At 69.4% G+C, this 23,664-nt stretch carries 27 protein-coding genes and 1 pseudogene; 14 read left to right on the forward strand and 14 right to left on the reverse strand.

Features of this window, described 5'->3' with window-relative positions:
- Positions 1-63: 63 nt before the first annotated feature.
- The 4 genes from DXK32_RS23950 to DXK32_RS23965 form a co-directional block, all read right to left on the reverse strand.
- Positions 64-633, reverse strand: a complete 570-nt coding sequence (locus DXK32_RS23950) for a hypothetical protein (RefSeq protein WP_114860793.1) — start codon at positions 631-633, stop codon at positions 64-66.
- Positions 634-680: 47 nt separating this feature from the next.
- On the reverse strand, positions 681-1,859 hold the full coding sequence (gene dapE / locus DXK32_RS23955) for a succinyl-diaminopimelate desuccinylase (protein WP_114860794.1): 1,179 nt from the start codon (positions 1,857-1,859) through the stop codon (positions 681-683).
- A gap of 19 nt (positions 1,860-1,878) precedes the next feature.
- The gene (gene dapD / locus DXK32_RS23960; protein WP_014239316.1) at positions 1,879-2,721 is read right to left on the reverse strand and encodes a 2,3,4,5-tetrahydropyridine-2,6-dicarboxylate N-succinyltransferase; all 843 of its coding nucleotides are present in this window, start codon (positions 2,719-2,721) and stop codon (positions 1,879-1,881) included.
- A gap of 122 nt (positions 2,722-2,843) precedes the next feature.
- Entirely contained in the window at positions 2,844-3,515 is a 672-nt protein-coding gene (locus DXK32_RS23965; RefSeq protein WP_432612361.1) for a pyrimidine 5'-nucleotidase, read from the reverse strand.
- 193 nt (positions 3,516-3,708) lie between these two features.
- Here DXK32_RS23965 and DXK32_RS23970 point away from each other — a divergent pair, with 193 nt between their 5' ends.
- From DXK32_RS23970 to DXK32_RS23985, 4 genes are all read left to right on the forward strand, one after another.
- Positions 3,709-5,415, forward strand: coding sequence for a sensor domain-containing diguanylate cyclase (locus DXK32_RS23970; RefSeq protein ID WP_114860828.1), 1,707 nt, complete (start codon positions 3,709-3,711; stop codon positions 5,413-5,415).
- A complete protein-coding gene (locus DXK32_RS23975; protein WP_114860796.1) occupies positions 5,412-6,746 on the forward strand; it encodes a DUF2336 domain-containing protein in 1,335 nt (444 codons plus the stop codon). The genes DXK32_RS23970 and DXK32_RS23975 overlap by 4 nt, the downstream gene beginning before the upstream one ends.
- A gap of 26 nt (positions 6,747-6,772) precedes the next feature.
- Positions 6,773-7,414, forward strand: a complete 642-nt coding sequence (locus DXK32_RS23980) for a hypothetical protein (protein ID WP_114860797.1) — start codon at positions 6,773-6,775, stop codon at positions 7,412-7,414.
- A 133-nt stretch (positions 7,415-7,547) separates the two neighbouring features.
- Positions 7,548-8,243 carry a hypothetical protein gene (locus DXK32_RS23985; RefSeq protein ID WP_114860829.1) on the forward strand — a complete coding sequence of 232 codons (696 nt, stop codon included), beginning with the start codon at positions 7,548-7,550 and terminating at the stop codon, positions 8,241-8,243.
- A 13-nt stretch (positions 8,244-8,256) separates the two neighbouring features.
- Here DXK32_RS23985 and DXK32_RS33540 read toward each other — a convergent pair whose 3' ends face one another.
- On the reverse strand, positions 8,257-9,621 hold the full coding sequence (locus DXK32_RS33540; protein ID WP_114860798.1) for a pentapeptide repeat-containing protein: 1,365 nt from the start codon (positions 9,619-9,621) through the stop codon (positions 8,257-8,259).
- Positions 9,622-10,221: 600 nt separating this feature from the next.
- On the opposite strand from DXK32_RS33540, the gene ffh reads away from it, so the two are divergent.
- The 5 genes from ffh (at position 10,222) to rplS (ending at position 14,011) form a co-directional block, all read left to right on the forward strand.
- The gene (ffh, locus tag DXK32_RS23995; protein WP_114860799.1) at positions 10,222-11,589 is read left to right on the forward strand and encodes a signal recognition particle protein; all 1,368 of its coding nucleotides are present in this window, start codon (positions 10,222-10,224) and stop codon (positions 11,587-11,589) included.
- An 82-nt stretch (positions 11,590-11,671) separates the two neighbouring features.
- Positions 11,672-12,025, forward strand: coding sequence for a 30S ribosomal protein S16 (gene rpsP, locus DXK32_RS24000; RefSeq protein WP_014239325.1), 354 nt, complete (start codon positions 11,672-11,674; stop codon positions 12,023-12,025).
- A 156-nt stretch (positions 12,026-12,181) separates the two neighbouring features.
- Complete coding sequence (gene rimM / locus DXK32_RS24005; RefSeq protein WP_114860800.1) at positions 12,182-12,778, forward strand: ribosome maturation factor RimM; 597 nt, start codon at positions 12,182-12,184, stop codon at positions 12,776-12,778.
- Positions 12,775-13,575 carry a tRNA (guanosine(37)-N1)-methyltransferase TrmD gene (gene trmD / locus DXK32_RS24010; protein WP_114860801.1) on the forward strand — a complete coding sequence of 267 codons (801 nt, stop codon included), beginning with the start codon at positions 12,775-12,777 and terminating at the stop codon, positions 13,573-13,575. The genes rimM and trmD overlap by 4 nt, the downstream gene beginning before the upstream one ends.
- 40 nt (positions 13,576-13,615) lie before the next feature.
- Positions 13,616-14,011 carry a 50S ribosomal protein L19 gene (gene rplS / locus DXK32_RS24015; protein WP_014239328.1) on the forward strand — a complete coding sequence of 132 codons (396 nt, stop codon included), beginning with the start codon at positions 13,616-13,618 and terminating at the stop codon, positions 14,009-14,011.
- Between the two features lie 93 nt (positions 14,012-14,104).
- Here rplS and DXK32_RS32340 read toward each other — a convergent pair whose 3' ends face one another.
- The 3 genes from DXK32_RS32340 to DXK32_RS24025 all read right to left on the reverse strand — a co-directional run bounded on the left by DXK32_RS32340 (position 14,105) and on the right by DXK32_RS24025 (position 15,813).
- Positions 14,105-14,584 carry a hypothetical protein gene (locus DXK32_RS32340; RefSeq protein WP_205215821.1) on the reverse strand — a complete coding sequence of 160 codons (480 nt, stop codon included), beginning with the start codon at positions 14,582-14,584 and terminating at the stop codon, positions 14,105-14,107.
- A gap of 5 nt (positions 14,585-14,589) precedes the next feature.
- Positions 14,590-15,504, reverse strand: coding sequence for a DMT family transporter (locus tag DXK32_RS24020; RefSeq protein WP_162801330.1), 915 nt, complete (start codon positions 15,502-15,504; stop codon positions 14,590-14,592).
- A 111-nt stretch (positions 15,505-15,615) separates the two neighbouring features.
- Positions 15,616-15,813 (reverse strand): hypothetical protein, encoded by a 198-nt coding sequence (locus DXK32_RS24025; protein ID WP_114860803.1) that lies wholly within the window; start codon positions 15,811-15,813, stop codon positions 15,616-15,618.
- Positions 15,814-16,061: 248 nt separating this feature from the next.
- On the opposite strand from DXK32_RS24025, the gene leuC reads away from it, so the two are divergent.
- From leuC to DXK32_RS24045, 5 genes and pseudogenes are all read left to right on the forward strand, one after another.
- The gene (gene leuC / locus DXK32_RS24030; RefSeq protein WP_114860804.1) at positions 16,062-17,465 is read left to right on the forward strand and encodes a 3-isopropylmalate dehydratase large subunit; all 1,404 of its coding nucleotides are present in this window, start codon (positions 16,062-16,064) and stop codon (positions 17,463-17,465) included.
- Between the two features lie 109 nt (positions 17,466-17,574).
- Positions 17,575-17,712: pseudogene (locus tag DXK32_RS33545) on the forward strand (helix-turn-helix domain-containing protein); the annotation flags it as partial.
- 45 nt (positions 17,713-17,757) lie between these two features.
- Positions 17,758-18,237, forward strand: coding sequence for a helix-turn-helix transcriptional regulator (locus DXK32_RS24035; protein ID WP_247877313.1), 480 nt, complete (start codon positions 17,758-17,760; stop codon positions 18,235-18,237).
- Between the two features lie 106 nt (positions 18,238-18,343).
- Positions 18,344-18,721 carry a VOC family protein gene (locus tag DXK32_RS24040; RefSeq protein ID WP_114860806.1) on the forward strand — a complete coding sequence of 126 codons (378 nt, stop codon included), beginning with the start codon at positions 18,344-18,346 and terminating at the stop codon, positions 18,719-18,721.
- Between the two features lie 8 nt (positions 18,722-18,729).
- Positions 18,730-19,170, forward strand: coding sequence for an EVE domain-containing protein (locus tag DXK32_RS24045; protein ID WP_114860807.1), 441 nt, complete (start codon positions 18,730-18,732; stop codon positions 19,168-19,170).
- Between the two features lie 22 nt (positions 19,171-19,192).
- On the opposite strand, the gene DXK32_RS24050 is transcribed toward DXK32_RS24045, so the two are convergent.
- The 6 genes from DXK32_RS24050 to DXK32_RS24075 all read right to left on the reverse strand — a co-directional run bounded on the left by DXK32_RS24050 (position 19,193) and on the right by DXK32_RS24075 (position 23,549).
- Positions 19,193-20,524 (reverse strand): branched-chain amino acid ABC transporter permease, encoded by a 1,332-nt coding sequence (locus DXK32_RS24050; RefSeq protein WP_114860808.1) that lies wholly within the window; start codon positions 20,522-20,524, stop codon positions 19,193-19,195.
- A gap of 84 nt (positions 20,525-20,608) precedes the next feature.
- The gene (gene truA, locus DXK32_RS24055; protein ID WP_114860809.1) at positions 20,609-21,346 is read right to left on the reverse strand and encodes a tRNA pseudouridine(38-40) synthase TruA; all 738 of its coding nucleotides are present in this window, start codon (positions 21,344-21,346) and stop codon (positions 20,609-20,611) included.
- Positions 21,328-22,353: a methionyl-tRNA formyltransferase gene (gene fmt, locus DXK32_RS24060; protein WP_114860810.1), complete on the reverse strand. Its 1,026-nt coding sequence runs from the start codon at positions 22,351-22,353 to the stop codon at positions 21,328-21,330. The genes truA and fmt overlap by 19 nt, the downstream gene beginning before the upstream one ends.
- 25 nt (positions 22,354-22,378) lie before the next feature.
- Positions 22,379-22,885 carry a peptide deformylase gene (gene def, locus DXK32_RS24065; RefSeq protein ID WP_114860811.1) on the reverse strand — a complete coding sequence of 169 codons (507 nt, stop codon included), beginning with the start codon at positions 22,883-22,885 and terminating at the stop codon, positions 22,379-22,381.
- 117 nt (positions 22,886-23,002) lie between these two features.
- Positions 23,003-23,233: a hypothetical protein gene (locus DXK32_RS24070; protein WP_109070767.1), complete on the reverse strand. Its 231-nt coding sequence runs from the start codon at positions 23,231-23,233 to the stop codon at positions 23,003-23,005.
- 106 nt (positions 23,234-23,339) lie between these two features.
- Entirely contained in the window at positions 23,340-23,549 is a 210-nt protein-coding gene (locus tag DXK32_RS24075; RefSeq protein WP_014239340.1) for a cold-shock protein, read from the reverse strand.
- Positions 23,550-23,664: the final 115 nt, after the last annotated feature.

Below are 23,664 nucleotides of genomic sequence, written 5' to 3' on the forward strand. Positions count from 1 at the left end.
GGAGGGGACCATTCTCCCTCCCCTGCGAAGCGGGGGAGGGCCGGGGTGGGGGCAAACGCCGCGCTACAGCAGCCCGTCGGCGAAATCGGTGATCAGCGCCGACAGGAACAGGTCGAGCAGCACCAGGACCGCCGCCGCGACGCCGGAGATGTCCAGCGCCGTGCGCATGACGAACCATTGGTAGGTCAGCATCGCCAGCATGATGCCGAACACCAGCCCTTCGGAGATCGGGCCGGGCAGAAGCCCGGTGGCGGCCAGGATCACCACCGGCAGATAGATGCCCATCTGCACGACCGACGACCAGTTGTAGGCGCACAGGAAGTCGATGAAGCGGCTCTGCCGGTCCAGCAGCCCGCTCACCCCGTGCATGACCACGGGGAAGGCCGTCCAGCTGATGACGTAGGCGATGGCCTCCACCACCACGAGCTGGAACAGCGGCGTGTCCGGCACCTGGTCCCACAGCCGGATCGCCAGCAGCAGCGTCCAGGCCGGGGCGACGATCACCGCGGCGTAGAAGGACTTCCACGCCCCTTCGGGGGTGCGGTCCAGATGCTGCAATCCGGTGGGGTCGAACCGGGCCAGACGATAGGCGCCGAAGACGGAGGTGGCGACGTCCCGGGCGGTCAGCGGCATGTTGCGGTCACCGGAGGGTGGGGGGAACGGGCGGAGGGGGCCTTACGTCAACCGATCCGGTCGAAGACGTTCCGCAAAACCTCGCCGTAAATGTCGGTCAGGCGGGTCAGGTCGTCCAGCGCGGTGTGCTCGTCCACCTTGTGCATCGTCTGCCCGACGAGGCCGAACTCGACCACCGGGCAGAAATTCTTGATGAAGCGGGCGTCCGACGTGCCGCCGGTCGTCGAGTACTCGGGACGGCGCCCGGTGACGCGCTCGGCGGCGTCCGCCACCAGCTCGGTCAGCGGGCCGGGCGGGGTCAGGAAGCTGTCGCCCGACACGAAATGGTCCAGCTCGTAGGAGCCGCCCACCCGGTCGAGCCGCTCGCGCAGCCACGCCAGCAGCGTGTCGGCGGTGTGCAGGTCGTTGAAGCGGATGTTCAGCGTCGCCTTGCCCTGCGCCGGGATGACGTTGTGCGCCGGGTTGCCGACGTCGATGGTGGTCAGCTCCAGGTTCGACGGCTGGAAATGCGGGGTGCCGGCGTCCAGCGGCTCCGCCGTGATGGCGGCCAGCATGCGGGCCAGCCGGGGTAGCGGGTTGTCGGCCAGATGCGGGTAGGCGACGTGCCCCTGCGCGCCGTGGACGGTCAGGAAGGCAGTCATGCTGCCGCGCCGCCCGATCTTGATCATGTCGCCCAGCGCCTTGGGGTTGGTCGGCTCCCCGACCACGCAGGCGTCGAGCGTTTCACCCTTGGCCTGCAGCCAGTCCAGCACCTTGCGGGTGCCGTTGATGGCGACCCCTTCCTCGTCCCCGGTGATCAGCAGGCTGATCGAGCCCTTGGGCGTCCCGCCTTCCTTCACAAAGCGGGCTGCTGCGGCGACGAAGGCGGCGATCGCCCCCTTCATGTCCACCGCACCCCGGCCGTAGAGGCGGCCGTTGTGGATCTCCGCGGCGAAGGGATCGATGGACCAGCCCTTCAGCTCGCCGGGGGGCACCACGTCGGTGTGCCCGGCGAAGCAGAAGTTCGGCCCCTCCGTGCCCAGACGGGCGTAGAGGTTGTCCACCGGCGCCGTGCCCTCCTCCTCGAACCGCAGGCGGTGGCACACGAAGCCCAGCGGCGCCAGCGCCGCCTCCAGGACGCCGAGCGCGCCGCCGTCCTCGGGCGTCACGCTGGGGCAGCGGATCAGGGCCTGCGCCACCCCGACGGGATCGCAGGGGTCGAAGGAGGGAGCGGCGGCGGTGGTCATCGTGGCGTCTTCCCCGGCGTCAGTCGCGCAGCAGGTCGTTGATGGAGGTCTTGGCGCGGGTCTGCTCGTCCACGCGCTTCACGATCACCGCGCAGTAGAGGCCCGGACCCGGCGTGCCGTCCGGCAGCGGCTTGCCCGGCAGGGTGCCCGGCACCACGACGGAGTAGGCCGGGACGCGGCCGACGAAGACCTCGCCGGTGTTGCGGTCGATGATCTTGGTGGAGGCGCTGATGAAGACGCCCATGGACAGCACGGCGCCGCGCTCCACGATCACGCCCTCGACCACCTCGGAGCGGGCGCCGACGAAGCAGTCGTCCTCGATGATGACCGGATTGGCCTGGAGCGGCTCAAGCACGCCGCCGATGCCGACGCCGCCCGACAGGTGGACGTTCTTGCCGATCTGCGCGCAGGAGCCGACGGTGACCCAGGTGTCCACCATGGTGCCGCTGTCGACATAGGCGCCGACGTTGACGAAGCTGGGCATCAGGATGACGTTCGGCGCGACGTAGGCGGAGCGGCGGACCACCGCGCCCGGAACGGCGCGGAAGCCGGCGGCCTGGAACTGCGCCTCGGACCAGCCTTCGAACTTCGGCGGCACCTTGTCGTACCAGGAGGCGCCGCCCGGCGCGCCGGGGATCGTCTCGTTGGCGTTCAGGCGGAAGGACAGCAGGACCGCCTTCTTCAGCCACTGGTTCACGACCCAGCCGGCGTCCGTCTTCTGCGCGACGCGCAGGTCGCCGGAGTCGAGGCCGGACAGGGCCTCCTCGACGGCGTCGCGGACGGCGCCCTTGGTCGAAACGTTCAGGGTGTCGCGGGTTTCCCACGCGGCGTTGACGGCGGATTCGAGGCTGGCGTGGCTCATGGCGGCATTCGCTGGGCTGTCTGTTCGAGGGTTCGGAACATGGGCCGGGCCGCGCCGCCTTGTCAACGTTGCCTTGTTTTTAAAGGGTTCCTACGGAGGGGGCGGGGCCTCGCGGCCGCCGCTCAGCCCGCGATCTCCTCCAGCCAGGCCGGCAGGTCGTCCACGGTGTGGTCGATGTGGCTGCCGGTGCCGACTCCGCCCTCGTCGGGGCGGGACCAGTCGGCCTCGCTGCGCACCCACACCGTCGTCATGCCCAGGGCATGGGCGGGGACGAGGTTGCGGGCGATGTCCTCCACCATGCAGGCGCGGGCGGGGTCGATGCCGTAATGATCCACCAGGATATCGTAGGGCCGCGGGTCGGGCTTGGGCACGTAGCCGGCCTCGACGATGCCGAAGGTCGCCTCGAAGCAGCCGTCGATGCCCAGCTGCCGCGTCACGTTCTCGGCGTGGCGGACGGAGCCGTTGGTGTAGATGATCTTGCGCCCCGGCAGCCGGTTCAGCGCGTCCGCCAGGCTGGGGCAGGGGGCCACCGGGCTGACGTCGATGTCGTGGACGTAATCCAGGAAGGGCACCGGATCGACGTCGTGCTCCACCATCAGGCCGCGCAGCGTCGTCCCGTGCTCCCGGAAGAAGCGCTTCTGCATGACGCGCGCCTCGTCGTAGGTGATGCCGAAATGCCCGGCGATGAAATCGCCGATGCGCCGGTCCACCTGGGCGAACAGGTTGCAGGAGGCGGGATAGAGGGTGTTGTCGAGGTCGAAGATCCAGACCCCGGTGTCGCGAAGGGAAGCCATCATGAGCTGAAGAATGGGGCTTCGCCGGCCCGCCCGCAAGCCGCTTCGCCGCGCGGCCCGATTCCGGTCGCGCGCGGTGGTGGGCTCAATGGGAGGTTGCGTATGGCAGCCACCCGGACCGCCTGAAGAAAGATTCAGGATGGTTGCGCATTTTTCCGGTATACTCCGCGCCGCGCAGTCTCAGGTTCGCACCGTGTCCGCAGACCCAACATCCGACGTTCCGCCGGTCAATCCGCCCGGCCCCCTTCCGACCTCCACGCTTCTGGCCGCCTTCCCCGGTCCGGCGATCCGGTTGGATTCCGCCCACGTGGTTGCCGCCGCGAACGCCGCCGCGGACGAGTTGCTGTCTGCCGGCGGGCGCTGGCTGGCGGACATCCAGGGGTGGCTGGCGACCTGCAGCGTGGCGCCGGGCCTGCGCTCCCTTCCGGTGGAGCTGCCGCGCGGCGTGATGATCGTCGAATGGGCGGCCACGCCGCTGCCCGACGGGGAAATCCTGCTGCTCGGACGCGACGCCACGCTGGAGCGGCAGCTCCGCCAGACGCTGATCGAGTCGCGCCGCCGTTACAAGGATCTGGTCGAGGTTTCGAGCGATTTTGCCTGGGAAACGGGCAGCGACGGGCGATTCGTCTTCGTCACGCCCAAGGGCGCGCTGGGTTACACCCCCGATGCGTTGATTGGTCGCAACCCCAAGGATCTGGCGGTGGCCGAGTGGGGCGACCTGCCGTTGCCGTTCGACAGCCGCCGTCCCGTCGATCAGGCGGAGCTGTGGCTGAAGCGGGTGGACGATCTGCCCGCCTGCTTCGTGGTGTCGGCGGTGCCGCTGTTCGGGCCGCAGGGCGACTGGATGGGCGCGCGGGGCGTCTGCCGGGAAACGACGGAGCAGGTGCTGCGCTCCGCCGAGCTGGCGCGGGTGCGCAACCGCGAGAAGATGCTCGCCCACATCGTCCACACGCTGCGCGACCAGCTCGACGCCCAGCAGGCGCTGCGCGTCGCCGCGGTGGAGACCGCCCGCGCGCTGGGCGCCGACGGCTGCCGCATCTACCGCGCGACGGACACGGGTGCCCTGCGTCCGGCCGCCGATTTCGCCGCGGAGATCCCGGAGGAGTTGCTGTCCGACCTGTCGCGGCCGGTTCTGGAGGAGATCGCCGCCGGCGAGGACGCGCAGGAGCTGACCTTGGGAGCGAACCGGCTGCTGGCCGCCCGGACGGAGCACCGTCAGGCCGTCAACGGCGCGGTGGTGGTCTGGCGCGGCGACGATTCCGATCCCTGGGACGAGGAGGACCGGATCCTGCTGTCCGGCGTGGCCGATCACATCGGCATCGCCCACGCGCATCTGGCCTATCAGGAGCGATTGCGCCGCCTGTCGGAGCGCGACGGGCTGACCGGCCTGTTCAACCGCCGCACCTTCTTCGAGCGGCTGGAGGAGGTGCTCGGCCGTCCGGACACCGGGCCATCCGCACTGCTCTATGTGGACCTCGACAACTTCAAGGCGGTGAACGACCTGCACGGCCACCAGCAGGGCGACGCCGTACTGATGGCCATCGGCGGGCTGCTGACCAACGGCGTCCGGCCCGGCGACCTGCCGGGGCGGCTGGGCGGCGACGAGTTCGTCCTGTGGCTGGGCCGCACCGACGAGGCGCAGGCCGTGGCGGTGGCCGAACGGCTGCTGGCCGGCATGGCCGCGCTGCGCCATCTCTCCGCCGGGCCGGACAAGCCGCTCGGGCTGTCCATCGGCATCGCCGTCCACCGGGTGGGGAGCGAGACCCTGCAGGAGCTGACCGACCGCGCCGATTCGGCGATGTACGACGCCAAGAAGCGCGGAAAGGGTCATTACGCCGTCGCCCCCCTCCCCATGGACGCCGCCGCCGTGGCGGACCCCATGGCGGAGGCGTCCCGATGACCGTCGGCGGCGATCCCCAGCTTCTCGATCCCGCCGACTACGAGGCCGCCAAGCAGATGGCGCGCAGCGCCGATCCGGCGGTGCGCCGCCGCGTCGCCGCGTCGCCCGAGACCCGGCCGGAGCTGCTCTATTTCCTGGCCGCCGACGCGGCGGCGGAGGTTCGCGAGGCCATCGCCACCAACGCCGGCACGCCGCGGCAGGCCGACCTGATGCTGGCCAAGGACCGGGAGGTCGCGGTGCGCGGCGCCCTGGCCCAGAAGGTCGCCCGGCTGCTGCCCGACCTGTCCGCCGACCAGGCGTCGCAGATCGAGCGTCTGACGCTGGAATGCCTGGAGGCGCTGGCCCGCGATCAGGCGACGGAAGTGCGCGGCATCCTCTCGGAGGCGCTGAAGGAGCTGCCCGGCGCGCCGCACGGCGTCATCAACACGCTGGCCCGCGACGTGGAGCTGTCGGTCTGCGCCCCGGTCCTGCAATTCTCGCCGATCCTGACCGACGAGGATCTGGCCGACATCATCATGCGCGGGCCGGTGGCCGGCGCCCTGTCGGCGATCGCCGGACGCAAGCAGATCTCGGCCTCCGTCGCCGACGCCATCGCGCGGTCCGACGACGAGGCGGCGATGACCGCCCTGCTCGCCAACCCCTCGGCCCAGATCCGCGAGGAGACGCTGGACCGCATCCTCGACCAGGCGCCGCAGCACGAGCCGTGGCACGCCCCGCTGGTGCGCCGGCCGCGCCTGCCGGCCCGCGCGGTGGCGCGTCTGGCGAGCTTCGTCGCCGACAACCTGCTGAAGGTCCTGCGCGAGCGCACCGACCTCGACCCCGCCGCCGCCCGCGCCCTGGCCGAGGGCGTGCGGGCGCGCGTCAACCGAGGGGCCGGTGGCAACGGCGGCGCCGGAGCCGGTGTCGCCCGCGGCCTCGTCGATTTCGGGGAGGAGGAGCTTGGCCATCTGCCCGGTGACAAGGACAAGGCGGCCGAACGCCCGTCCGACAAGGCGGCCCGGCTGAACAAGGAAGGCAAGCTGACGGAGAAGCTGCTGGAAGGCGCGCTGGCGGAAGGCGACCGGGCCTTCGTTCTGGCCGGGCTGGGCGAGCTGGCGCAGCTTCCCATGCCGATCATCGACCGCATCATCGGCACCCACGCCCCGCGCGCCGTCACCTCGCTGGTCTGGCGCTGCGGCCTGTCGATGCGCTTTGCCCGGCAGGTGCAATTGCGCATCGCCCAGATTCCGCCAAAAACCGCGCTTATGGCAAAGGAAGGCGTCCTCTACCCGATGTCCGACGACGAGATGCGCTGGCAGCTCGCCTTCTTCGGAGTCGAGGAGAAAGTCTGACGCCGCGCCACCACACGGACCCGTTCATGCGCGCCCTGGCCCTGCTGCTGTTGTTCCTCGGTCTTTCCTTTCCCGTCATCTCCCTTCCGGCCGCCGCCGCCCCGCCGCCCGCCTCCCCGGAGGAGCGGGAGGTCGCGGCCGTGTTCGACAGCGCCCGCGCCGCCCTGGCGCAGAAGCGCGGGGCGGCGGTCGTCCCGCTGCTGTCCCGCGCGTCGGTCGACAAGCTGGAGCAGGTGCGCGGCGTCGCCCGCAGCGGCAACGACTCCGGCCTCGCCAAGCTGGAGCCGGCGGAGAAGTTCGCCGCCATGGGCCTGCGCCGCTACGTCAGCCCGGCCGACCTGCGCCGCATGTCGCTGGGCGAATTGGCCGACCACGGCATGAGGAACGGCTGGCTCGGCCCCAACGTCATCGGCAGCAGCGGGCTCGGCCCGGTGCGGGTGCGCGGCGACCGCGCCTCCGCCCTGCTGATGGTCGACAACCGCCCGGCCCTGGTCCCCGCCGACTTCGTGCGCGAGGGCGGGGCCTGGAAGATCGACCTGACCGGCGTCTTCAGCTTCGGCAGCCAGATGCTGAAGGGCTTCGCCGCCATGTCGGGCAAGAGCGACGAGGCCTACATCGAGGACATGCTGCAGAAACTGCCGGCCAAACCGGCGCCGATGCACCGCTGACCGGCCGGGTGCCTGCCATCGGGCGGGGGAGTGCCGGTTTCGCGTTACACCTCCTGCGACGGGGTGGGCCGTTGCGCGGAATCCGGAGATTGCGTTAGAGTCGCGCCACACGCACGACGCGTTGGTGCCTTTCATGACCGCTCCGGATGGCTATCCCTTCGCCGCGTTGACCGAGGCGGACGCCGGGTTCTTCCCGTCGGCCAGGAGCGTCGGCGCCCCGCCGGCCATCCCCTACCGGGTTTCCTGTGCCCGCGTTTTCGCGGAGGCGGTGGTGCGTCTGGCCGTCAGGCGCGGCACCGACCTCTCCGCGCTCACCGCCGCCGCGTTGCTGCTGGTGCCCGACCGGACGCCCGATCCGGGGACGCCGCCGCAAGACGATGCGGAGCGGGCGGTGCTGGAGCTGCGGCTGCCGCCCGGCCACAGCGACGCGGCGATCCGCCGGTCGCTGGCGGCGGCGCTGGCGCTGGCCGAACCGGGCTGCCGGCTGATGCCCGCCGAGGAGGCGGGGCGGCTGGAAGGGGCGGTGGAGACGCTGACCTACCGAAACAAGGCGCTGGCCCACGCGCTGGAGCGGGTGTCCTTCCGTCCGCTGGACGGCAAGCTGACCCAGGTGCGCGACGCCGCCCAGATGTTCGGCTTCGTCAACGAATGGTGCTTCGACGAGGACCGGGTGGTGAAGCGCTTCCGCGAGCTGGCCCCGGTCTATCACCCGGACACCGGGGTGGTCGCCTGCCGCGACCGCATGGCCCAGCTGATCGACGCCCGCAACCTGCTGATCAACCACGTCCGCACGGCCTACCGCTCCGGCCCGTGGACCCGGCGTTCCTGAGTCCGGGAAAGGATCAGGTGCCGGTCATCTCCTCGACCCCGATGGCGTTGGTCAGGCTGGTGCCGTCCAGCACCGTCCCGTCGAGGTCCGCGCCGGTCAGGTCGGTGCCGGTCAGGTCGGCCTCGCTCAGATTGGCGCCGCGCAGGTCCGCCCCGGCGAGGTTGGCGCCGGACAGGTTCACCTTGCGCAGGTCGGCGTCCTTCAGGATGGCCATGCCCATGCGGGCGCGCTGCAGGTTGGCCCGCCAGACGTGGCTGCTCGACCCCTGGATGTGGACGGGGCCGAGCTGCGCCTCGGTGAGGTTGGCGCCGGTCAGGGTCGCCCGCTCGAAATTGACGCCGCGCAGATCGGCCCTGGTGAAGTTCACCTTGCGCAGATCCGACAGCGACAGGTCGGCGATGGCCAGCGAGGTGCCCATCATCGAGGCGCCGCGCAGCGTGATGCATTGCAGGATGCCGGCGGACAGGTTGATGCCGTCGAGCTTGCGCCCCGACAGGTCGAGCGAGGAGAGGTCGGCGCGCTTGCCGTCCTTGCCGCCGCTGTCGATCCAGGAGACGTGCAGGGTCAGGATGTTGCGCAGGTCGTCGTCCGGATTCTCCAGAACCTTCGCCATCACCGCGGCGGACAGGTTGGGGGAGCGGAGCTGGGCCGCGTCGAGGATGGCGCCGATCAGGTTGGCGTTGGTGAAGTTGGCGCGCCCGATGGCGCAGTTGGTCATCACCGCGCCGGACAGCCGGGCGCCGGACAGGTTGGCTTCCGACAGGTCGGCGTCGGTCAGGTCGCAGCCCGTCAGGTTGGAGTTCGTCAGGTTGGCGCGCATGAACTTGGTGCCGCGCAGGATCGCGTCGGTCAGGTCGGTCTGCATGACGAAGGCGTTCGCCACCTTGGCCCGCGACAGGTCGGCGCCGCGGATTACCGCCGCCGTCAGCTCCGAGGTCAGGACCGAATCCTCGAAATTGTGCGGCATCATCTCGCCCGACGGGGTGTAGTGCAGCAGCGTGCCGTCGCGCAGGTCCACCTCCACCAGCATGGCTTCCGACAGCACGGCGCCGCGCAGGCAGGCGCCGCGCAGGTCGGCGCGGCGCAGATCGGCCTTCTCCAGGTTCGCCAGCCGCAGGTCGGCGGCGTAGAGGTTGGCGTTGGTCAGGTTGGCCCGGGTCAGCCGGGCGCTGAACAGCTTCGCCCCGGACAGGTCGGCGTCGGACAGGTCGATGCCGGACAGGTCCAGATGCGACAGGTCGCGCATCTTCAGATTCGCGCGCACACCGCCCGGCTGGCTTTTCCGGAAAGCCTGATGGCGGAGCAGGATCGTGTTCAGCTGACTCTGCGTCAGCTTCGTCCGCGGCGTGTTCGTTCCGAAGCCTTGCGCGGGGGGCATCAGGGAAATCCCGGGTTGGAGTCGCGGCACACTCTAAAGGGGAGCCGCGAAGAAAAAGTTAACAATCGGTAACGCTTTATTCAAGTACGCCTCGAATGCGTTCTATCGCGGGCGCTGGGCCGGGGCCGCAAAGCCCTTGGTTGTGTATGGAAATAGTGACCTTTTGCGCGCCGTTGCGCAAGAGGCTGCGCGCGGGCGGGCCGTCGCAGGGCAATCGCTTGAGATGGGGACGCCGCCCGGTCGGGGGCAAGATCGACACGGATTTCACGGATTTGAACACGGATGGCACGGACGGACCCGTTCCAACCGCAAGCCGGACGCATCGGGCCGATCGGCTCCGTGAAATCCGTGTCGATCTTGTCCGCGTCTTCGGCACACGGCGTTCGGGCGATTGCCCTGGCGGGCCGTCGCTGCGTTGTTGACTCCACCCCCGGCGATGCGTATGGTCCGCCGACCTGCATCCGTCGAGCCATCGACCGGGTACCATCGGCCTGCGTGCCGAGGACCTCCGCCAGTCCGCGAGTTTCGCGCACTGGCTCGTTTGTGCTTGAGCCGATCGCGTTCGAGCGGATGGAGACCGAAACTGAGGACCGCTGACCCATGTTCGATGGCCTGACCGGACGCCTGGGCGACATCTTCGACAAGCTGCGCCGCCGCGGCGCGCTGAGCGAGGAGGACGTCAACGCCGCGCTGCGCGAGGTGCGCGTGGCGCTGCTGGAGGCCGACGTCGCCCTGCCGGTGGTCAAGCAGTTCGTCAACCAGGTCAAGGAACGCGCGATCGGCCAGGAGGTCCTGCGCTCGATCACCCCCGGCCAGCAGGTCATCAAGATCGTCCACGACAACCTCGTGGAGATGCTGGGGCAGGGCGAGGAGATCAACCTCAACGCCGCCGCCCCCGTGCCGATCCTGATGGTCGGCCTGCAGGGCTCGGGCAAGACCACCAGCACCGCCAAGATCGCGCTGCGCCTGAAGAACCGGGACCGCAAGAAGGTCCTGATGGCCTCGCTGGACGTGCGCCGCCCGGCGGCGCAGGAGCAGTTGAAGGTTCTCGGCGAGCAGACCGGCGTCGCCACGCTGCCGATCGTTCCCGGCCAGGACCCCGTCGCCATCGCCCGCCGCGCCATCGAGACCGGCCGGCGCGAAGGCTACGACGTGGTCATGCTCGACACCGCCGGCCGACTGTCCATCGACGAGGAGTTGATGGCCGAGGTCGCGGCCGTGCGCGACGCGACCAGGCCGGCGGAGACGCTGCTGGTCGCCGACGCCATGACCGGCCAGGACGCGGTGACGGTCGCCACCAACTTCAACGACAAGGTCGGCATCACCGGCATCCTGCTGACCCGCGTGGACGGCGACGCCCGCGGCGGTGCCGCCCTGTCGATGCGCCAGATCACCGGCAAGCCGATCAAGCTGCTGGGCATGGGCGAGAAGATCGACGCCCTGGAGGCCTTCCACCCCGACCGCATCGCCGGCCGCATCCTCGGCATGGGCGACGTCGTGTCGCTGGTCGAGAAGGCCGCCGAGACCATCGACAAGGAAGAGGCCGAGAAGCTCGCCCGCAAGATGGAGAAGGGCCAGGGCTTCGACCTCGACGACATGGCCTCCCAGCTCAAGCAGCTGCGCAAGATGGGCGGCATGTCCGGCCTGATGGGCATGCTGCCGGGCATCGGCAAGATCAAGAACCAGCTCAAGGACGCGAACATCGACGACGGGATGATCAAGCGCCAGGAGGCGATCATCTCTTCGATGACGAAGAAGGAGCGCAAGCACCCCGAGCTCATCAAGGCGTCGCGCCGCAAGCGCATCGCCGCCGGCTCCGGCACCAGCGTGCAGGAGGTGAACAAGCTGCTCAAGCAGTACGACACCATGCGCGGCATGATGAAGCAGGTGCAGAAGCTGGGGCAGAAGGGGCTGATGCGCCACGGGCTGCAGAGCCTCCTGCCGAAGAATTTCCGGGGACCAACCTGATCCCCGGCGAAAGCAACCGCGCGATGAGCGCGATCATGTTCAACCGCCTATCAAGCGACTACACCAAGGAAGCGACTGTCCCATGTCCCTGAAGATCCGTCTCGCCCGTGGCGGCGCCAAGAAGCGCCCGTTCTACTCGATCGTCGTTGCCGACGCCCGCAGCCCGCGCGACGGCCGCTTCATCGAGAAGATCGGCACCTACAACCCGATGCTGCCGCGCGAGCATGAGCAGCGCATCGTCCTGGACGCCGAGCGCGCCAAGCATTGGCTGTCGGTCGGCGGCCAGCCGACGGACCGCGTCGCCCTGTTCCTGGCGAACGCCGGCCTGATCGCCAAGCCGGAAATCCGCGAGACCCCGAAGAAGTCCGCCCCGAAGGCCAAGGCGCAGGAGCGTCTGAAGGCCGAGGCCGCCGCCAAGGCCGCCGCCGAGGGCTGATAAGGATCGGCGTCGGCCCCCTCCCTCCCGCGCTTGCGCGCGGGTCCCTCCCTCCCCCGCCTTTGGCGGTGGAGGGCTGAGATTCCCTCCCTCGCCGAAGGCGGGGGAGGGGTAGGGAGGGGGCAAGTGACGCCCCGCAACGCACACGCTCAAGCCATGTCCACAAAAGTCTGCGTCGGCCAATTCGCCGGGGCGCACGGCGTCCGCGGCCTCGTGAAGGTGAAAAGCTTCACCGAGGATGCGGCGGCCGTGGCGTCCTACGGCCCCCTCTCGGACGAGCGGGGTGCCCGGCGCTTCGCGCTGACGCTTCAGGGCACCATGAAGGAACTGTTCCTGGTCCGCGTCGATGGCATCGCCACGCGCGAACAGGCGCAGGAACTGACCGGTGTCCGGCTCTATGTGGACCGTTCCGCCCTGCCCGAGACGGAGGACGAGGACGAGTTCTACCACGCCGACCTGATCGGGCTGCGTGCGGAACTCGCCGACGGCACCGTCTGGGGCACGGTGAAGGCGCTGTACGACTTCGGAGCCGGTGACGTGCTGGAGATCCGCACCGAATCGGGGCCGCTGGAGATGCTGCCCTTCACCCGCGCCTGCGTTCCGGTGGTCGATGTGAAGGGAGGCCGCGTCGTGGTCGATCTTCCCGCGGTCATCGAGGCGCGCGAAGGCGGGGCGGAAGAGGACGGAGAGGCCGCGCCGGAGGGCGCGGATGTCGCTGAAGACGACGTTGAGAACAAGGGAACCCGCCCGTGAATCACGGCGCTTCCGGTTCTCTTGCCTGGACGGCCAAGGTTCTGACGCTGTTCCCGGAGATGTTTCCGGGTCCGCTGGGGCTCAGCCTCGCGGGAAAGGCGCTGGAAAATGGAGTCTGGGCGTTGGAATCAGTGGACATCCGCTCGTTCGCGCGCGATAAACACCGCTCCGTCGACGACACCCCCTTCGGCGGAGGGGCCGGCATGGTCATGCGGCCCGACGTGCTGGACGCGGCTCTGACCGCGACGGCGGGTCCTCCGGGCACTCCTGGACGCGGACGGGCGATCTACCTGTCGCCTCGCGGACGGGTGCTCGACCAGGAGCTGGTCAAGGAGCTGGCGGCCACCCCGGTGGTCACCCTGCTCTGCGGCCGGTACGAAGGGGTGGATGAGCGGGTGCTGGACGCGCACGGCCTTGAGGAGGTCAGCCTCGGGGATTTCGTGCTGTCCGGCGGCGAAACCGCCGCCCTGTGCCTGATCGACGCCGTGGTGCGCTTGCTCCCCGGTGTCATGGGCAATGTGGAGACGGCGGGCGAGGAAAGTTTCGAACGGGGGTTGCTCGAATACCCCCACTACACCCGGCCCGCGGTCTGGACCGACGGGCAGGGTGTGGAACGGTCGGTTCCGGACATCCTGTTGTCCGGCCACCACGAGAAGGTTCGCGCCTGGCGGCTCGCCGAGGCGGAGCGGATCACCCAGGCCCGGCGACCGGACCTGTGGGACCGCTACGAGGCGGGCAAGAAGGCCGAGGGTCAGATTGGGAAACGGGGTCGCCGGCGCGGCCCGAAACCAGAGTGACGGTCCGCCGCGAGGCGCACCGATGGAAAGGGGTAGTGTCATGAACCTGTTGCAGCAGCTCGAGCAGGAGCAGATCGAGAAGGCCCTCGGTGGCAAGACCATTCCTGTGTTCTCGCCGGGCGACACCGTCCGCGTGAACGTGAAGGTGGTCGAGGGCACGCGCGAGCGTGTCCAGGCTTACGAGGGCGTCGTGATCGCCCGCCGGAACGCCGGCGTGAATTCGTCCTTCACCGTCCGCAAGATCAGCTACGGCGAGGGTGTGGAGCGCGTGTTTCCGCTCTACTCCCCGCGTCTGGAGTCGATCGAGCTGGTCCGCAAGGGCGCCGTCCGCCGCGCCAAGCTGTACTATCTGCGCGACCGTCGCGGCAAGTCGGCCCGTATCGCCGAGCGCACGACCGGCCGCGGCATGAACAACACGAAGGCCGCCGCGGAGTAATCCGGCGCCCTTTCGTTCGGTACGCCTGAACCAGCACCCGCCCGGAGCGATCCGGGCGGGTGTTTGGCGTTGGGCTTTAAGCGGTTTTTTTTATCAACAACCCCGTCGATTGGCTTCCCAATCCACGGGGTCGTAGTTGATCGCGTCGAAGCTATAGGTCGGGGTGCTCGGCTGAGGATTGATGTATGGATCGCATCCGGGAACTTTTCCGTAGATGTATCCAGCAATATACCTATGGTTCCCTTCGATTATCACTCCATCCGCAACTTTGATATTGGGTGCGGTGCGGCCTTGGCCGAGTAAGGCAATGTAACGGTTTATGATTGGAATGCTGACATTGAACTGCTTCGTCCGAAGTGGGGCGTTCATCATCTTGAGTTTCATCTCTGTGCCGCTATAGGTTCTCATCGCAAATTCCTCATAGCAATTAGGGAATTTGATAATAGGAGTATTGAAAGGCGGCTTCAACGCGGTTTTGCCTGACCAAAACTGCATCTGAATGCCAGATGGGAATCGTGCGTTTGTATTCTGAAATTGTATTGTTGAAAAGCTTCCCAAGGCGATGAAAAACAACCTCTTTACCGTGCCCGCATCGTCGTCAGGATTCCCGCGCCAATCAGCGCCACCGCGACCAGCACGCCGGCGGTCAGCGGCTCGCCCATAAAGACCGCGCTCAGCAGCAGGGCGGTGACGGGGACGAGGCAGATGATCTGCCCGGCCTGGGCCGCCGGCATCGCGGTCAGCGACTTCGCCCACCACCAGAAGCACAGCCCCGTGGCGATCACCCAGTTGAAGGCCAGGACGGTGCCCAGCGCGGGCGTCCAGTGGATCGGCCGGGCGTGCTCCGCCGCCAGGGTCAGAGGCGCGGTCGCCACGGCGCTGACGGCGATCTGCCAAAAGGTCTGGGTCCAGAAGGGCGTGCGCCAGCCGCCGCGACGACGACGGTAGACGGTGGCGCCCAGCGCCCAGCTCAGCGCACAGGCGAGCAGCAGCCCGTTGCCGAGCAGAACCGCCGGGTCGCTCCAGTCCAGCAGGGCCGGGTTGAAGAAGACGAGGACGCCGGCGAAGGTCAGCAGCGCGCCGATCACCCGACCGCGCGTGAAGCGCTCCCCGGCGAGCAGCACGCCCAACGGCAGCGCCCACATCTGCATGGTGTAGGCCAGCACCGCAGCCCGCCCCGGCGGCACCACCCGCAGCGCGATGGAGCTGAGGTCCAGCATGCCGGCGATCTGGAGTAGCCCGACGAGGGCCAGCGGCCAGCGCTCCCCCGGCGGCGGCAGGAGGGGGAAGCGCAGCACCCGCGACAGCAGGGCCAGCACCGCCGCCGCCCCGGCGAAACGGAGAAGGCAGAAGGTCAGCGGCCCGATGTCGGACAGGGCCAGCTTCATCAGGGGCCAGTTGGCGCCCCAGAACAGCACGATTCCCGCAAGTTGCGCGTAGACCACGGTGCCCGGACCGCCCACGGGTCCCTGGCCGGCCGCGGCGTGTGGCATGGCCCGATCCGCCATGAATCCTCCCAACCCTGAATTTTGCCGCATCCTACGGCGCGGGTGGGGGCGGGAGGTCTGCGTTCCCGGTGCGGCAGCCCCGCGAGGGGGCCGGCGTTACGGCGTGGTGCCGGTGGAGAAGCCGGTGAAGACCTGGATGCCGAACCAGCCGCCGATGGCGAACAGCACCAGAAGGATCATGGTGGTGGCGATGGCGATGTTGGTCTGGCGGATGCGCCGGCAGTTCGGGCAGCCGGGAAGCTCGGCGGGATACGGCCGTTCGCAGCGTTCACAGCGGACAGTGGGGTCCGTCACGGGATGACCCTTCATGGAATGGGGCAAAGGAGATCGGTGGGCGGACGCTACCATAAGGAGCGCCTTCCCCGCCAGCCGATGGGCGGCGCGGGGAGGCTGCGATTTTTCGCTGCGGGACGAGGGGTGTTTTCCACAGGCTCGGCCTTGTCCTGGTTGAAAGAGACGGCTATTGTGCGGCCCTCTTACCGCACGCTTCGTTCGTCCGGTCTGTGGTTTGCGAGAGAGAATTGCCGCGAGAGAGAGTTGCTATGTCCAAGCCGCGCACCCTGTTCGACAAGATTTGGGACAGCCACGTCGTCCACCGTCAGGACGACGGCACCTGCATCCTCTACATCGACCGCCATCTGGTCCATGAGGTGACCAGCCCGCAGGCGTTCGAGGGGCTGCGGCTTGCCGGCCGTCCGGTGCGCCGTCCGGAAGCGACCCTCGCCGTTCCCGACCACAACGTGCCGACCACCGACCGCTCCAAGGGCATCGTCGAGGAGGAGAGCCGCATCCAGGTCGAGACGCTGGACAAGAACGCGCGCGACTTCGGCGTCCGCTACTTCCCGATGGACGACGTCCGCCAGGGCATCGTGCACATCGTCGGTCCGGAGCAGGGCTTCACGCTGCCCGGCGCCACCATCGTCTGCGGCGACAGCCACACGGCGACGCATGGTGCCTTTGGCGCCTTGGCCTTCGGCATCGGCACGTCTGAGGTGGAGCATGTGCTGGCCACCCAGACCCTGCTGCAGAAGCCGGCCAAGAACATGCTGGTCCGCGTCGACGGCGAACTGCCGGCCGGCGTGACTGCCAAGGACATCGTGCTGGCGATCATCGGCAAGATCGGCACCGCCGGCGGCACCGGCCACGTCATCGAGTTCGCCGGCGACGCCATTCGCGGCCTGTCGATGGAAGGCCGCATGACCGTCTGCAACATGGCCATCGAGGGCGGCGCCCGCGCCGGCCTGATCGCCCCGGACGAGAAGACCTTCGCGTATGTGATGGGCCGCGCCCTGGCTCCGAAGGCCGGCGCTTGGGAGCAGGCGGTGGAGTATTGGAAGACCCTGCCGTCGGACGAGGGCGCGGTCTACGACACCACCGTCGTTCTGAACGCCGCCGACATCGTTCCGCAGGTCACCTGGGGCACCAGCCCGGAGGACGTGCTGCCGATCACCGCGACCGTGCCGAACCCGGCCGATGTGGCCGACGCCGGCAAGCGCGCCGCCGTCGAGCGCTCGCTGGCCTACATGGGCCTGGAGCCCGGCCAGAAGCTGACCGACGTGAAGGTGGACACCGTCTTCATCGGCTCCTGCACCAACGGCCGCATCGAGGATCTGCGCGCCGCCGCGGTGATCGCCCAGGGCCGCAAGGTCGCCGAGGGCGTGCGCGCCCTGGTCGTTCCGGGCTCGGGCCTCGTCAAGGAGCAGGCGGAGGAAGAGGGTCTGGACAAGATCTTCACCGAGGCCGGCTTCGAGTGGCGTGAGCCGGGCTGTTCCATGTGCCTCGCCATGAACGCCGACCGCCTGTCGCCGGGCGAGCGCAGCGCCTCGACCTCCAACCGCAACTTCGAGGGCCGCCAGGGCCGCGGCGGACGCACCCACTTGCTCAGCCCGGCCATGGCCGCCGCGGCGGCGGTGACCGGGCATCTGACCGACGTGCGCAGCCTGTAAGCTCTTACGGTCCGCTGGTACGCCCGGAGCGGGGATGGCCTTCCAGCCGTCCCCGCTTCGTCGTTTTTAGGGGCATCCTCCGCTGTCGCGCGCCGAACGCCTCATCGACCTGATCCAGTGCCTGCGACGCCACCGCCGGCCGGTCAGCGGGCATGTCCTCGCCGACGAACTCGGCGTCAGCCTGCGCACGATCTACCGCGACATAGCCACCCTCCAGGCCCAGGGCGCCCGCATCGACGGCGAGCCGGGCGTCGGCTATCTCCTCCAGCCCGGTTTCCTGCTGCCGCCGCTGATGTTCGCGGAGGAGGAGATCGAGGCGCTCGCGCTGGGCATCCGCTGGGTCGCCGACCGGGCGGACGGCGCGCTGGGGGCGGCGGCGCAGAACGCGCTCGCCAAGATCGCGGCGGTGCTGCCGCCGGACCTCCGCGACCGCATGGACGCCTCCGCGCTGCTCATCGGGCCGGGAGAGCCGATCGTCGGGGACGGCGTCGACCTCGCCGTCGTCCGGCGGGCCATTCGCGGCGAGCGCAAGCTGTCCATCGCCTACCGCGACCGCGACGGGGCCGCCAGCGAGCGCGTCGTCTGGCCCTTCGCGCTCGGCTTCTTCGACAGGCTGCGCGTCCTGGTCGCGTGGTGCGAACTGCGCGGGGCGATCCGCCATTTCCGCGCCGACCGCATCGTCTCCGTGACGGCGCTGGAAGACCGCTACCCGCGGCGGCGGCAGGCGCTGCTGAAGGAATGGCGCGAGGCCGAGGGCATCCCGGCGCGGTGAGCGCGCCCGCGCACGACTGCTGACAGAAACTGTCAGTGTGGTGCCGTAGCTTGGTCTTCACCGGACGGGATCGCCCGGACCGGAGACCAAGCGAGGACACCAGCCCATGTTCAGCGCCAACATCATCCTTCTCTATGTGGACAGCCCGACCGACAGCGCCGCCTTCTACGCCGGCCTGACCGGCAAGCCGCCGGTCGAGGCGTCGCCCACCTTCGCCATGTTCGCGCTGGACTCCGGCGTCATGCTCGGGCTGTGGTCGCGCCACACGGTGCAGCCGGCGGCGTCCGTTGGACCGCTCGGCGGCAGCGGCGAGATCGGTTTCCGGGTGGCGGACGCCGCGGCGGTGCAGGGCCTTCACGACGACTGGGCGCGGCGCGGCCTGACCATCGCCCAGCCGCCGACCGCCATGGACTTCGGCCACACCTTCGTCGCGCTGGACCCGGATGGCCACCGCCTGCGCGTCTTCGCCCCGACGGAAGCGTGAGGTCCGCCATGGATCGGGCCACCGCCAGCCGCAGCTGGATCACCGTCGCCTCCGCCGAGCATGTCCGGCGGGGGCGGGCGGAGGGCTTCATGCAGGTCTGCCACGGCAAGGCGGCGCCGCTGCGCCGCATCCGCCCGGGGGACCGCGTCGCCTACTACTCGCCGACCGAGCGTTTCCAGGGAAAGGACCGCCTGCAATCCTTCACCGCCGTGGGGATCGTGCGGGATGGTGCCCCTTACCCGTTCGATATGGGCGGGGGATTCGTGCCCTTCCGCCGCGACGTGCGGTGGCTGGACGGGCGGGAGACGCCGATCCTGCCCCTGCTCGACCGGCTGGACTTCTCCGCCGGGGTGCAGAACTGGGGCTATCCGTTCCGCTTCGGGCTGTTCACGGTCACTGACCGCGACCTGGACACCATCGCCGCGGCCATGGGGGCGGACCTTCCCTGACCGGTCACCGCGACCGGGGGCTTCAATCCCCCCGCCCGCGGCTTCGTCCCATCAGCCCATCCGGGCGGTAGATCAGGAAGAGGGTAAGCAGGCCGAAGGCCACGATGTCCTTGTAGGCGATGGCGAAGTAGGCCGACCAGAAGGTTTCCACCAACCCCAGCAGAGCGCCGCCCAGCATGGCGCCGGGGACCGACCCGATGCCGCCGACCACCGCGGCGGCCAGCGCCTTGAAGCCGATCAGATAGCCCGTGTAGAAATTGACCCCGCCATAGTAAAGCGCGATCACCGCACCCGCCGCCGCGGCCAGCGCCCCGCCCACCGCGAAGGTGGTGGCGACGGTGCGGTCGACATCCACCCCGACCAGCTCCGCCGCCCCCACATCGTCGGCGCAGGCGCGGTGGGCGCGGCCGTAGGCGGTGCGCTGCATGATCGCCCACAGCAGGGCGTAGAGCCCGCCGGTCATCAGCAGGATCACGGCCTGCGAGGTCAGGGCGGTGACGGTGAAGGCGCCGTCGCTGAGCAGCTCGTGCCGGTTGGCCAGGAATTGGGCGGGCCACCAGTCGCGGGCGCCGTGCAGAAGCCGCATCCCCTCCTGATAGGCGATGGACAGGCCGACGGCGGCGATCAGCGGCGTGTGGTTGTGGGCGCGGCGCAGGCGGCGGAACACCAGCCGGTCCATGGTCCAGCCCTGGACGGCGGTGAAGGCCATCACCGTGGCGAAGACGCCCAGTACCGCCAGCGGCATCCCGCCCAGCCCGGCCATGCCCAGCGCCGCTGCCCCCATGGCGGTCAGCATGGCGCCGATCATGGTCAGTTCGCCCATGGCGAGGTTGATCTGCCCGAGGATGCCGTAGACGAGCGTGTAGCCCAGCGCCAGCAGCCCGTAGACGCAGGCCACCGTGGCGGCGTTGATGACCTGTTGCAGGAAGAACAGCAACGGCGCCCAGTCCGTTTGCGGCCTGCGTTCCGCTCCGCCCGACTCCGGCGGCAGGCCGAGGCGGGCGGCGGGCAGGCCGGCCCAGATGCGCAGCATGGCGAATTGCATGGGCCGCAGCCGCCCCATGCGGTCGGTCGCCACCATCACCAGCTCATGCCGGCGCGAATCGAAGAAGCGTCCGCCGAAGCGGCAGGCGATCCAGTGGGTGCCGGAATCGGTGCGGTAGGTGAGGCGCAGCGCCGGCTCGTCACCGCCCAGCGCTTCCGTGCCCAGGATGGTGACGGGTCCGGAGTCGAAGGCGGGGATCAGCTTGCCGCACAGCGTGGCCTGATCGCCGTCCACGCCGCAGCCGGTCAGCAGCAGCGCGACGACCAGCAGGAGAAAGGGCGGGAACAGGCGCGGCGGACGGCGGTGCACGGCGGAGGAACCTCGGCCGGTTGTTCGTTCGCTGGAGAATCTATCGGTTCCCGCTGTGAAACGCCAGCCGCCGCCTTGCGGCTGTCAGTAGCGGGCGTTGACGAAATACAGGCCGTCGGGCGGGGCGGTCGGCCCGGCGGCGGAGCGGTTGCGGGCCTCCAGCGCGCGGCGCAGATCGTCGGCGCTCCACTTGCCGGCTCCGACCAGCTCCAGCGTGCCCACCATGTTGCGCACCTGATGATGCAGGAAGGAGCGGGCGGCGGCGTGCACCCGCACCTCGTCGCCGACCCGCTCGACGGCCAGCCGCTCCAGCGTCTTGACCGGGGAGTTGGCCTGGCAGAGCGCGGCGCGGAAGCTGGTGAAGTCGTGCCGGCCGACCAGGACCTGAGCGGCTTCGTGCATCGCCTCGGCGTCCAGCGGACGCATGACGTGCCAGGCGCGGCCCGTTTCCAGGGCGAGCGGGGCGCGGCGGTTGACGATGCGGAAGACGTAGCTGCGCCCCAGGCAGGTCATGCGCGCGTGGAACTCCTCCGGCACCGCCTCGGCCTGCAGGACGGCGACGGGGGCGGGCCTCAGGTGGAAGTTCAGCGCGTCGCGCAGCTTCAGCCCGGTGAAGGGCTTCTCCAGGTCGAAATGGCAGACCTGCCCCAGCGCGTGCACCCCGGCGTCCGTCCGTCCGGAGGTGTGGACGCGCACGGTCTCGCCGGACAGGCGCTCGATGGCTTCCTCCAGCGTCTGCTGGACGGAGGGGCCATTGTCCTGCCGCTGCCAGCCGACGAAGGGTCGGCCGTCATATTCGAGGGTCAGTTTCCAGCGCTGCATGCGGCGTCGCCGAGACGGGTGCCGACGGGCAGGGCGAAGCCGCGCAGCAGGGCGGCGCCGTCCACCGGGGCCTTGCCGGGCCGTTGCACCAGGGTAAGGCGCACGGCGCCGTCGGAACAGGCCACGGTCAGGCGGTCGTCGAGCAGCGTGCCGGGCGCCGCCTTGCCGAAAATGAGGCCGGATTCTTTGGTGTTCTTTTCGGGGGTCGGAAACATGACCGCACCGTCCGGCGGCGCCAACTCGGCTTTCAGGACCTTGATGCGCTCCACCCCGCCGGTCGGCGTCGGGGCGTCGAACCAGCAGCCGGGCCAGGGGGTGAGGGCGCGGACCTGCCGCTCGACGAAAGCGGCGTCGCGCGTCCAGTCGAGCCGGCCATCCTCGCGCGTCAGCTTGGCGGCGTAGGTCACGCCCGCCTCGGGCTGCGGCTCGGCGGTCAGGCGGCCGGCGTCGAGGCCGTCGAGCGCCTCGACGATCAGGCGGGCGCCCATGTCGGCCAGCGCGTCGTGCAGGCTGCTGGCGGTGGTCTCGGCGGTGATCGGCACCGCGTCCTTCAGCAGCATGGCGCCGGTGTCCAGCCCGATGTCCATTTGCATGATGGTGATGCCGGTCTCGGCGTCGCCGGCGAGGATCGCGCGCTGGATCGGGGCGGCGCCGCGCCAGCGGGGCAGAAGCGAGCCATGCACGTTCAGGCAGCCCAGCCGCGGCGCGTCGAGGATCGGCTGCGGCAGGATCAGCCCGTAGGCGGCGACCACCGCGGCATCGGCCTTCAGCTCGGCGAACTCGGCCTGGGCCTCGGCGTTGCGCAGCGACTTGGGCGTGCGCACGGGGATGCCGCGCTCCTCGGCGAAGCGGTGGACCGGGGATTTCTGGACCTGCTGACCGCGCCCGGCGGGGCGGGGCGGCTGGCTGTAGACGCAGACCACCTCGTGCCCGGCATCGGTCAGGGCGCGCAGGCTGGGCACGGCGAAATCCGGCGTGCCCATGAAAACGAGGCGGAGCGGCGTCATGAAGGGTCGTCCAACGTCGGTAAGGTCAGGCGCGCTGCATCTTCTGGACTTTGCGCAGGATCATGTTGCGCTTCAGCATCGACAGGTAGTCGACGAACAGCACACCGTTCAGATGGTCGATCTCGTGCTGGATGCAGGTCGCCAGCATGCCGTCGGCCTCGATCTCGCGGGTCTCGTTGGTCTCGTCCAGATAGCGGACGCGGACCGAGGACGGGCGGGTGACTTCGGCGTACTGGTCGGGCACCGACAGGCAACCCTCCTCGCACACCGACGTCTCGTCCGACTTCCAGACGATTTCCGGGTTGGCGAGGCGGATGGGGTTCGGCTTCTCGTCCTTCTCGTGCACGTCCACGACGATCACCCGCTCCAGGATGCCGATCTGCGGCGCGGCGAGGCCGATGCCCTTCGCGGCGTACATGGTCTCGACCATGTCGTCCATCAGCTTGGCGATGCGCGCGTCGACCTTTTCGACGGGCTTCGCCTTCTGCTTCAGGACCGGGTGCGGGGCGACGAGGATATCCAGAACGGCCATGGGAACTCAGCAACGGTGCGTGGAGGTGCGACAATCCGTCAAAATATGAGGGGCGGGCCACAAGGTCAAGGAAGGCGCACAGCGCACCCCGCCGCGACCCGCCGATGCGGCCGCACCTCAGAGGGGCGAGCGGGTGATCGACTTGATGGGGCCGCGCGGGTTGCCGGACATCTCGGCGATCTTGCGGTCCTGCTCCTCGATGAAGCCGCGGGCCGGCTCGTCGCCGTCCAGCCCGCCGACCAGCGTGCCGGGAACCTTGCGGTTGGAGGTGCGGGCGCCGTCTTGGTACAGAACGTCGAACAGCACGAAGGCGCTGTCCACCGGCTGTTTCTTCTTGGTCTTGGCCATGGGGGGAACTCCGAACGTCAGAGGGTGCTTGTAGAAGAAAAGCGCGCAACGGAAAAGGGCACCGGTTTCCCGGTGCCCCCTCCGATGCCGAGTCTTGAGACGTGGCTCAGACGGCCTTCAGGTTCTCCGCCGAGGTCTTGCCGCGCTTCGGATCGCGCTGCTCCTCGTAGGACACCTTCTGGCCCTCGTTCAGGCTGCGCAGGCCCGCGCGCTCGACCGCGGAGATGTGGACGAAGACGTCCGCGCCACCGTTGTCCGGCTGAATGAAGCCATAACCCTTGGTGCTGTTGAACCACTTGACGGTACCGACGGGCATGATTGCTCTCCGATTAGTATGAAAGGCGCCGCATCGGCCGGTGCGGCGCATCAGACTGTGTCCAGGCATAGCGACGATCTGGGCACCCGAAGGCGTAGCAGGCCGGCAGTCCGAA

Source organism: Azospirillum brasilense, assembly GCF_003349955.1.
GTDB lineage: Bacteria > Pseudomonadota > Alphaproteobacteria > Azospirillales > Azospirillaceae > Azospirillum > Azospirillum brasilense_B.

What these genes read in the sequence shown, in the direction of transcription:
- DXK32_RS23950 (WP_114860793.1), bottom strand. Translation starts at nt 633, where the DNA reads ATGCCGCTGACCGCCCGGGACGTCGCCACCTCCGTCTTCGGCGCCTAT.
- dapE (WP_114860794.1), bottom strand. Translation starts at nt 1,859, where the DNA reads ATGACCACCGCCGCCGCTCCCTCCTTCGACCCCTGCGATCCCGTCGGG.
- dapD (WP_014239316.1), bottom strand. Translation starts at nt 2,721, where the DNA reads ATGAGCCACGCCAGCCTCGAATCCGCCGTCAACGCCGCGTGGGAAACC.
- DXK32_RS23965 (WP_432612361.1), bottom strand. Translation starts at nt 3,515, where the DNA reads ATGGCTTCCCTTCGCGACACCGGGGTCTGGATCTTCGACCTCGACAAC.
- DXK32_RS23975 (WP_114860796.1), top strand. Translation starts at nt 5,412, where the DNA reads ATGACCGTCGGCGGCGATCCCCAGCTTCTCGATCCCGCCGACTACGAG.
- DXK32_RS23980 (WP_114860797.1), top strand. Translation starts at nt 6,773, where the DNA reads ATGCGCGCCCTGGCCCTGCTGCTGTTGTTCCTCGGTCTTTCCTTTCCC.
- DXK32_RS23985 (WP_114860829.1), top strand. Translation starts at nt 7,548, where the DNA reads ATGACCGCTCCGGATGGCTATCCCTTCGCCGCGTTGACCGAGGCGGAC.
- DXK32_RS33540 (WP_114860798.1), bottom strand. Translation starts at nt 9,621, where the DNA reads ATGCCCCCCGCGCAAGGCTTCGGAACGAACACGCCGCGGACGAAGCTG.
- ffh (WP_114860799.1), top strand. Translation starts at nt 10,222, where the DNA reads ATGTTCGATGGCCTGACCGGACGCCTGGGCGACATCTTCGACAAGCTG.
- rpsP (WP_014239325.1), top strand. Translation starts at nt 11,672, where the DNA reads ATGTCCCTGAAGATCCGTCTCGCCCGTGGCGGCGCCAAGAAGCGCCCG.
- rimM (WP_114860800.1), top strand. Translation starts at nt 12,182, where the DNA reads ATGTCCACAAAAGTCTGCGTCGGCCAATTCGCCGGGGCGCACGGCGTC.
- rplS (WP_014239328.1), top strand. Translation starts at nt 13,616, where the DNA reads ATGAACCTGTTGCAGCAGCTCGAGCAGGAGCAGATCGAGAAGGCCCTC.
- DXK32_RS24020 (WP_162801330.1), bottom strand. Translation starts at nt 15,504, where the DNA reads ATGCCACACGCCGCGGCCGGCCAGGGACCCGTGGGCGGTCCGGGCACC.
- leuC (WP_114860804.1), top strand. Translation starts at nt 16,062, where the DNA reads ATGTCCAAGCCGCGCACCCTGTTCGACAAGATTTGGGACAGCCACGTC.
- DXK32_RS24035 (WP_247877313.1), top strand. Translation starts at nt 17,758, where the DNA reads ATGTTCGCGGAGGAGGAGATCGAGGCGCTCGCGCTGGGCATCCGCTGG.
- DXK32_RS24040 (WP_114860806.1), top strand. Translation starts at nt 18,344, where the DNA reads ATGTTCAGCGCCAACATCATCCTTCTCTATGTGGACAGCCCGACCGAC.
- DXK32_RS24045 (WP_114860807.1), top strand. Translation starts at nt 18,730, where the DNA reads ATGGATCGGGCCACCGCCAGCCGCAGCTGGATCACCGTCGCCTCCGCC.
- truA (WP_114860809.1), bottom strand. Translation starts at nt 21,346, where the DNA reads ATGCAGCGCTGGAAACTGACCCTCGAATATGACGGCCGACCCTTCGTC.
- fmt (WP_114860810.1), bottom strand. Translation starts at nt 22,353, where the DNA reads ATGACGCCGCTCCGCCTCGTTTTCATGGGCACGCCGGATTTCGCCGTG.
- def (WP_114860811.1), bottom strand. Translation starts at nt 22,885, where the DNA reads ATGGCCGTTCTGGATATCCTCGTCGCCCCGCACCCGGTCCTGAAGCAG.
- DXK32_RS24070 (WP_109070767.1), bottom strand. Translation starts at nt 23,233, where the DNA reads ATGGCCAAGACCAAGAAGAAACAGCCGGTGGACAGCGCCTTCGTGCTG.
- DXK32_RS24075 (WP_014239340.1), bottom strand. Translation starts at nt 23,549, where the DNA reads ATGCCCGTCGGTACCGTCAAGTGGTTCAACAGCACCAAGGGTTATGGC.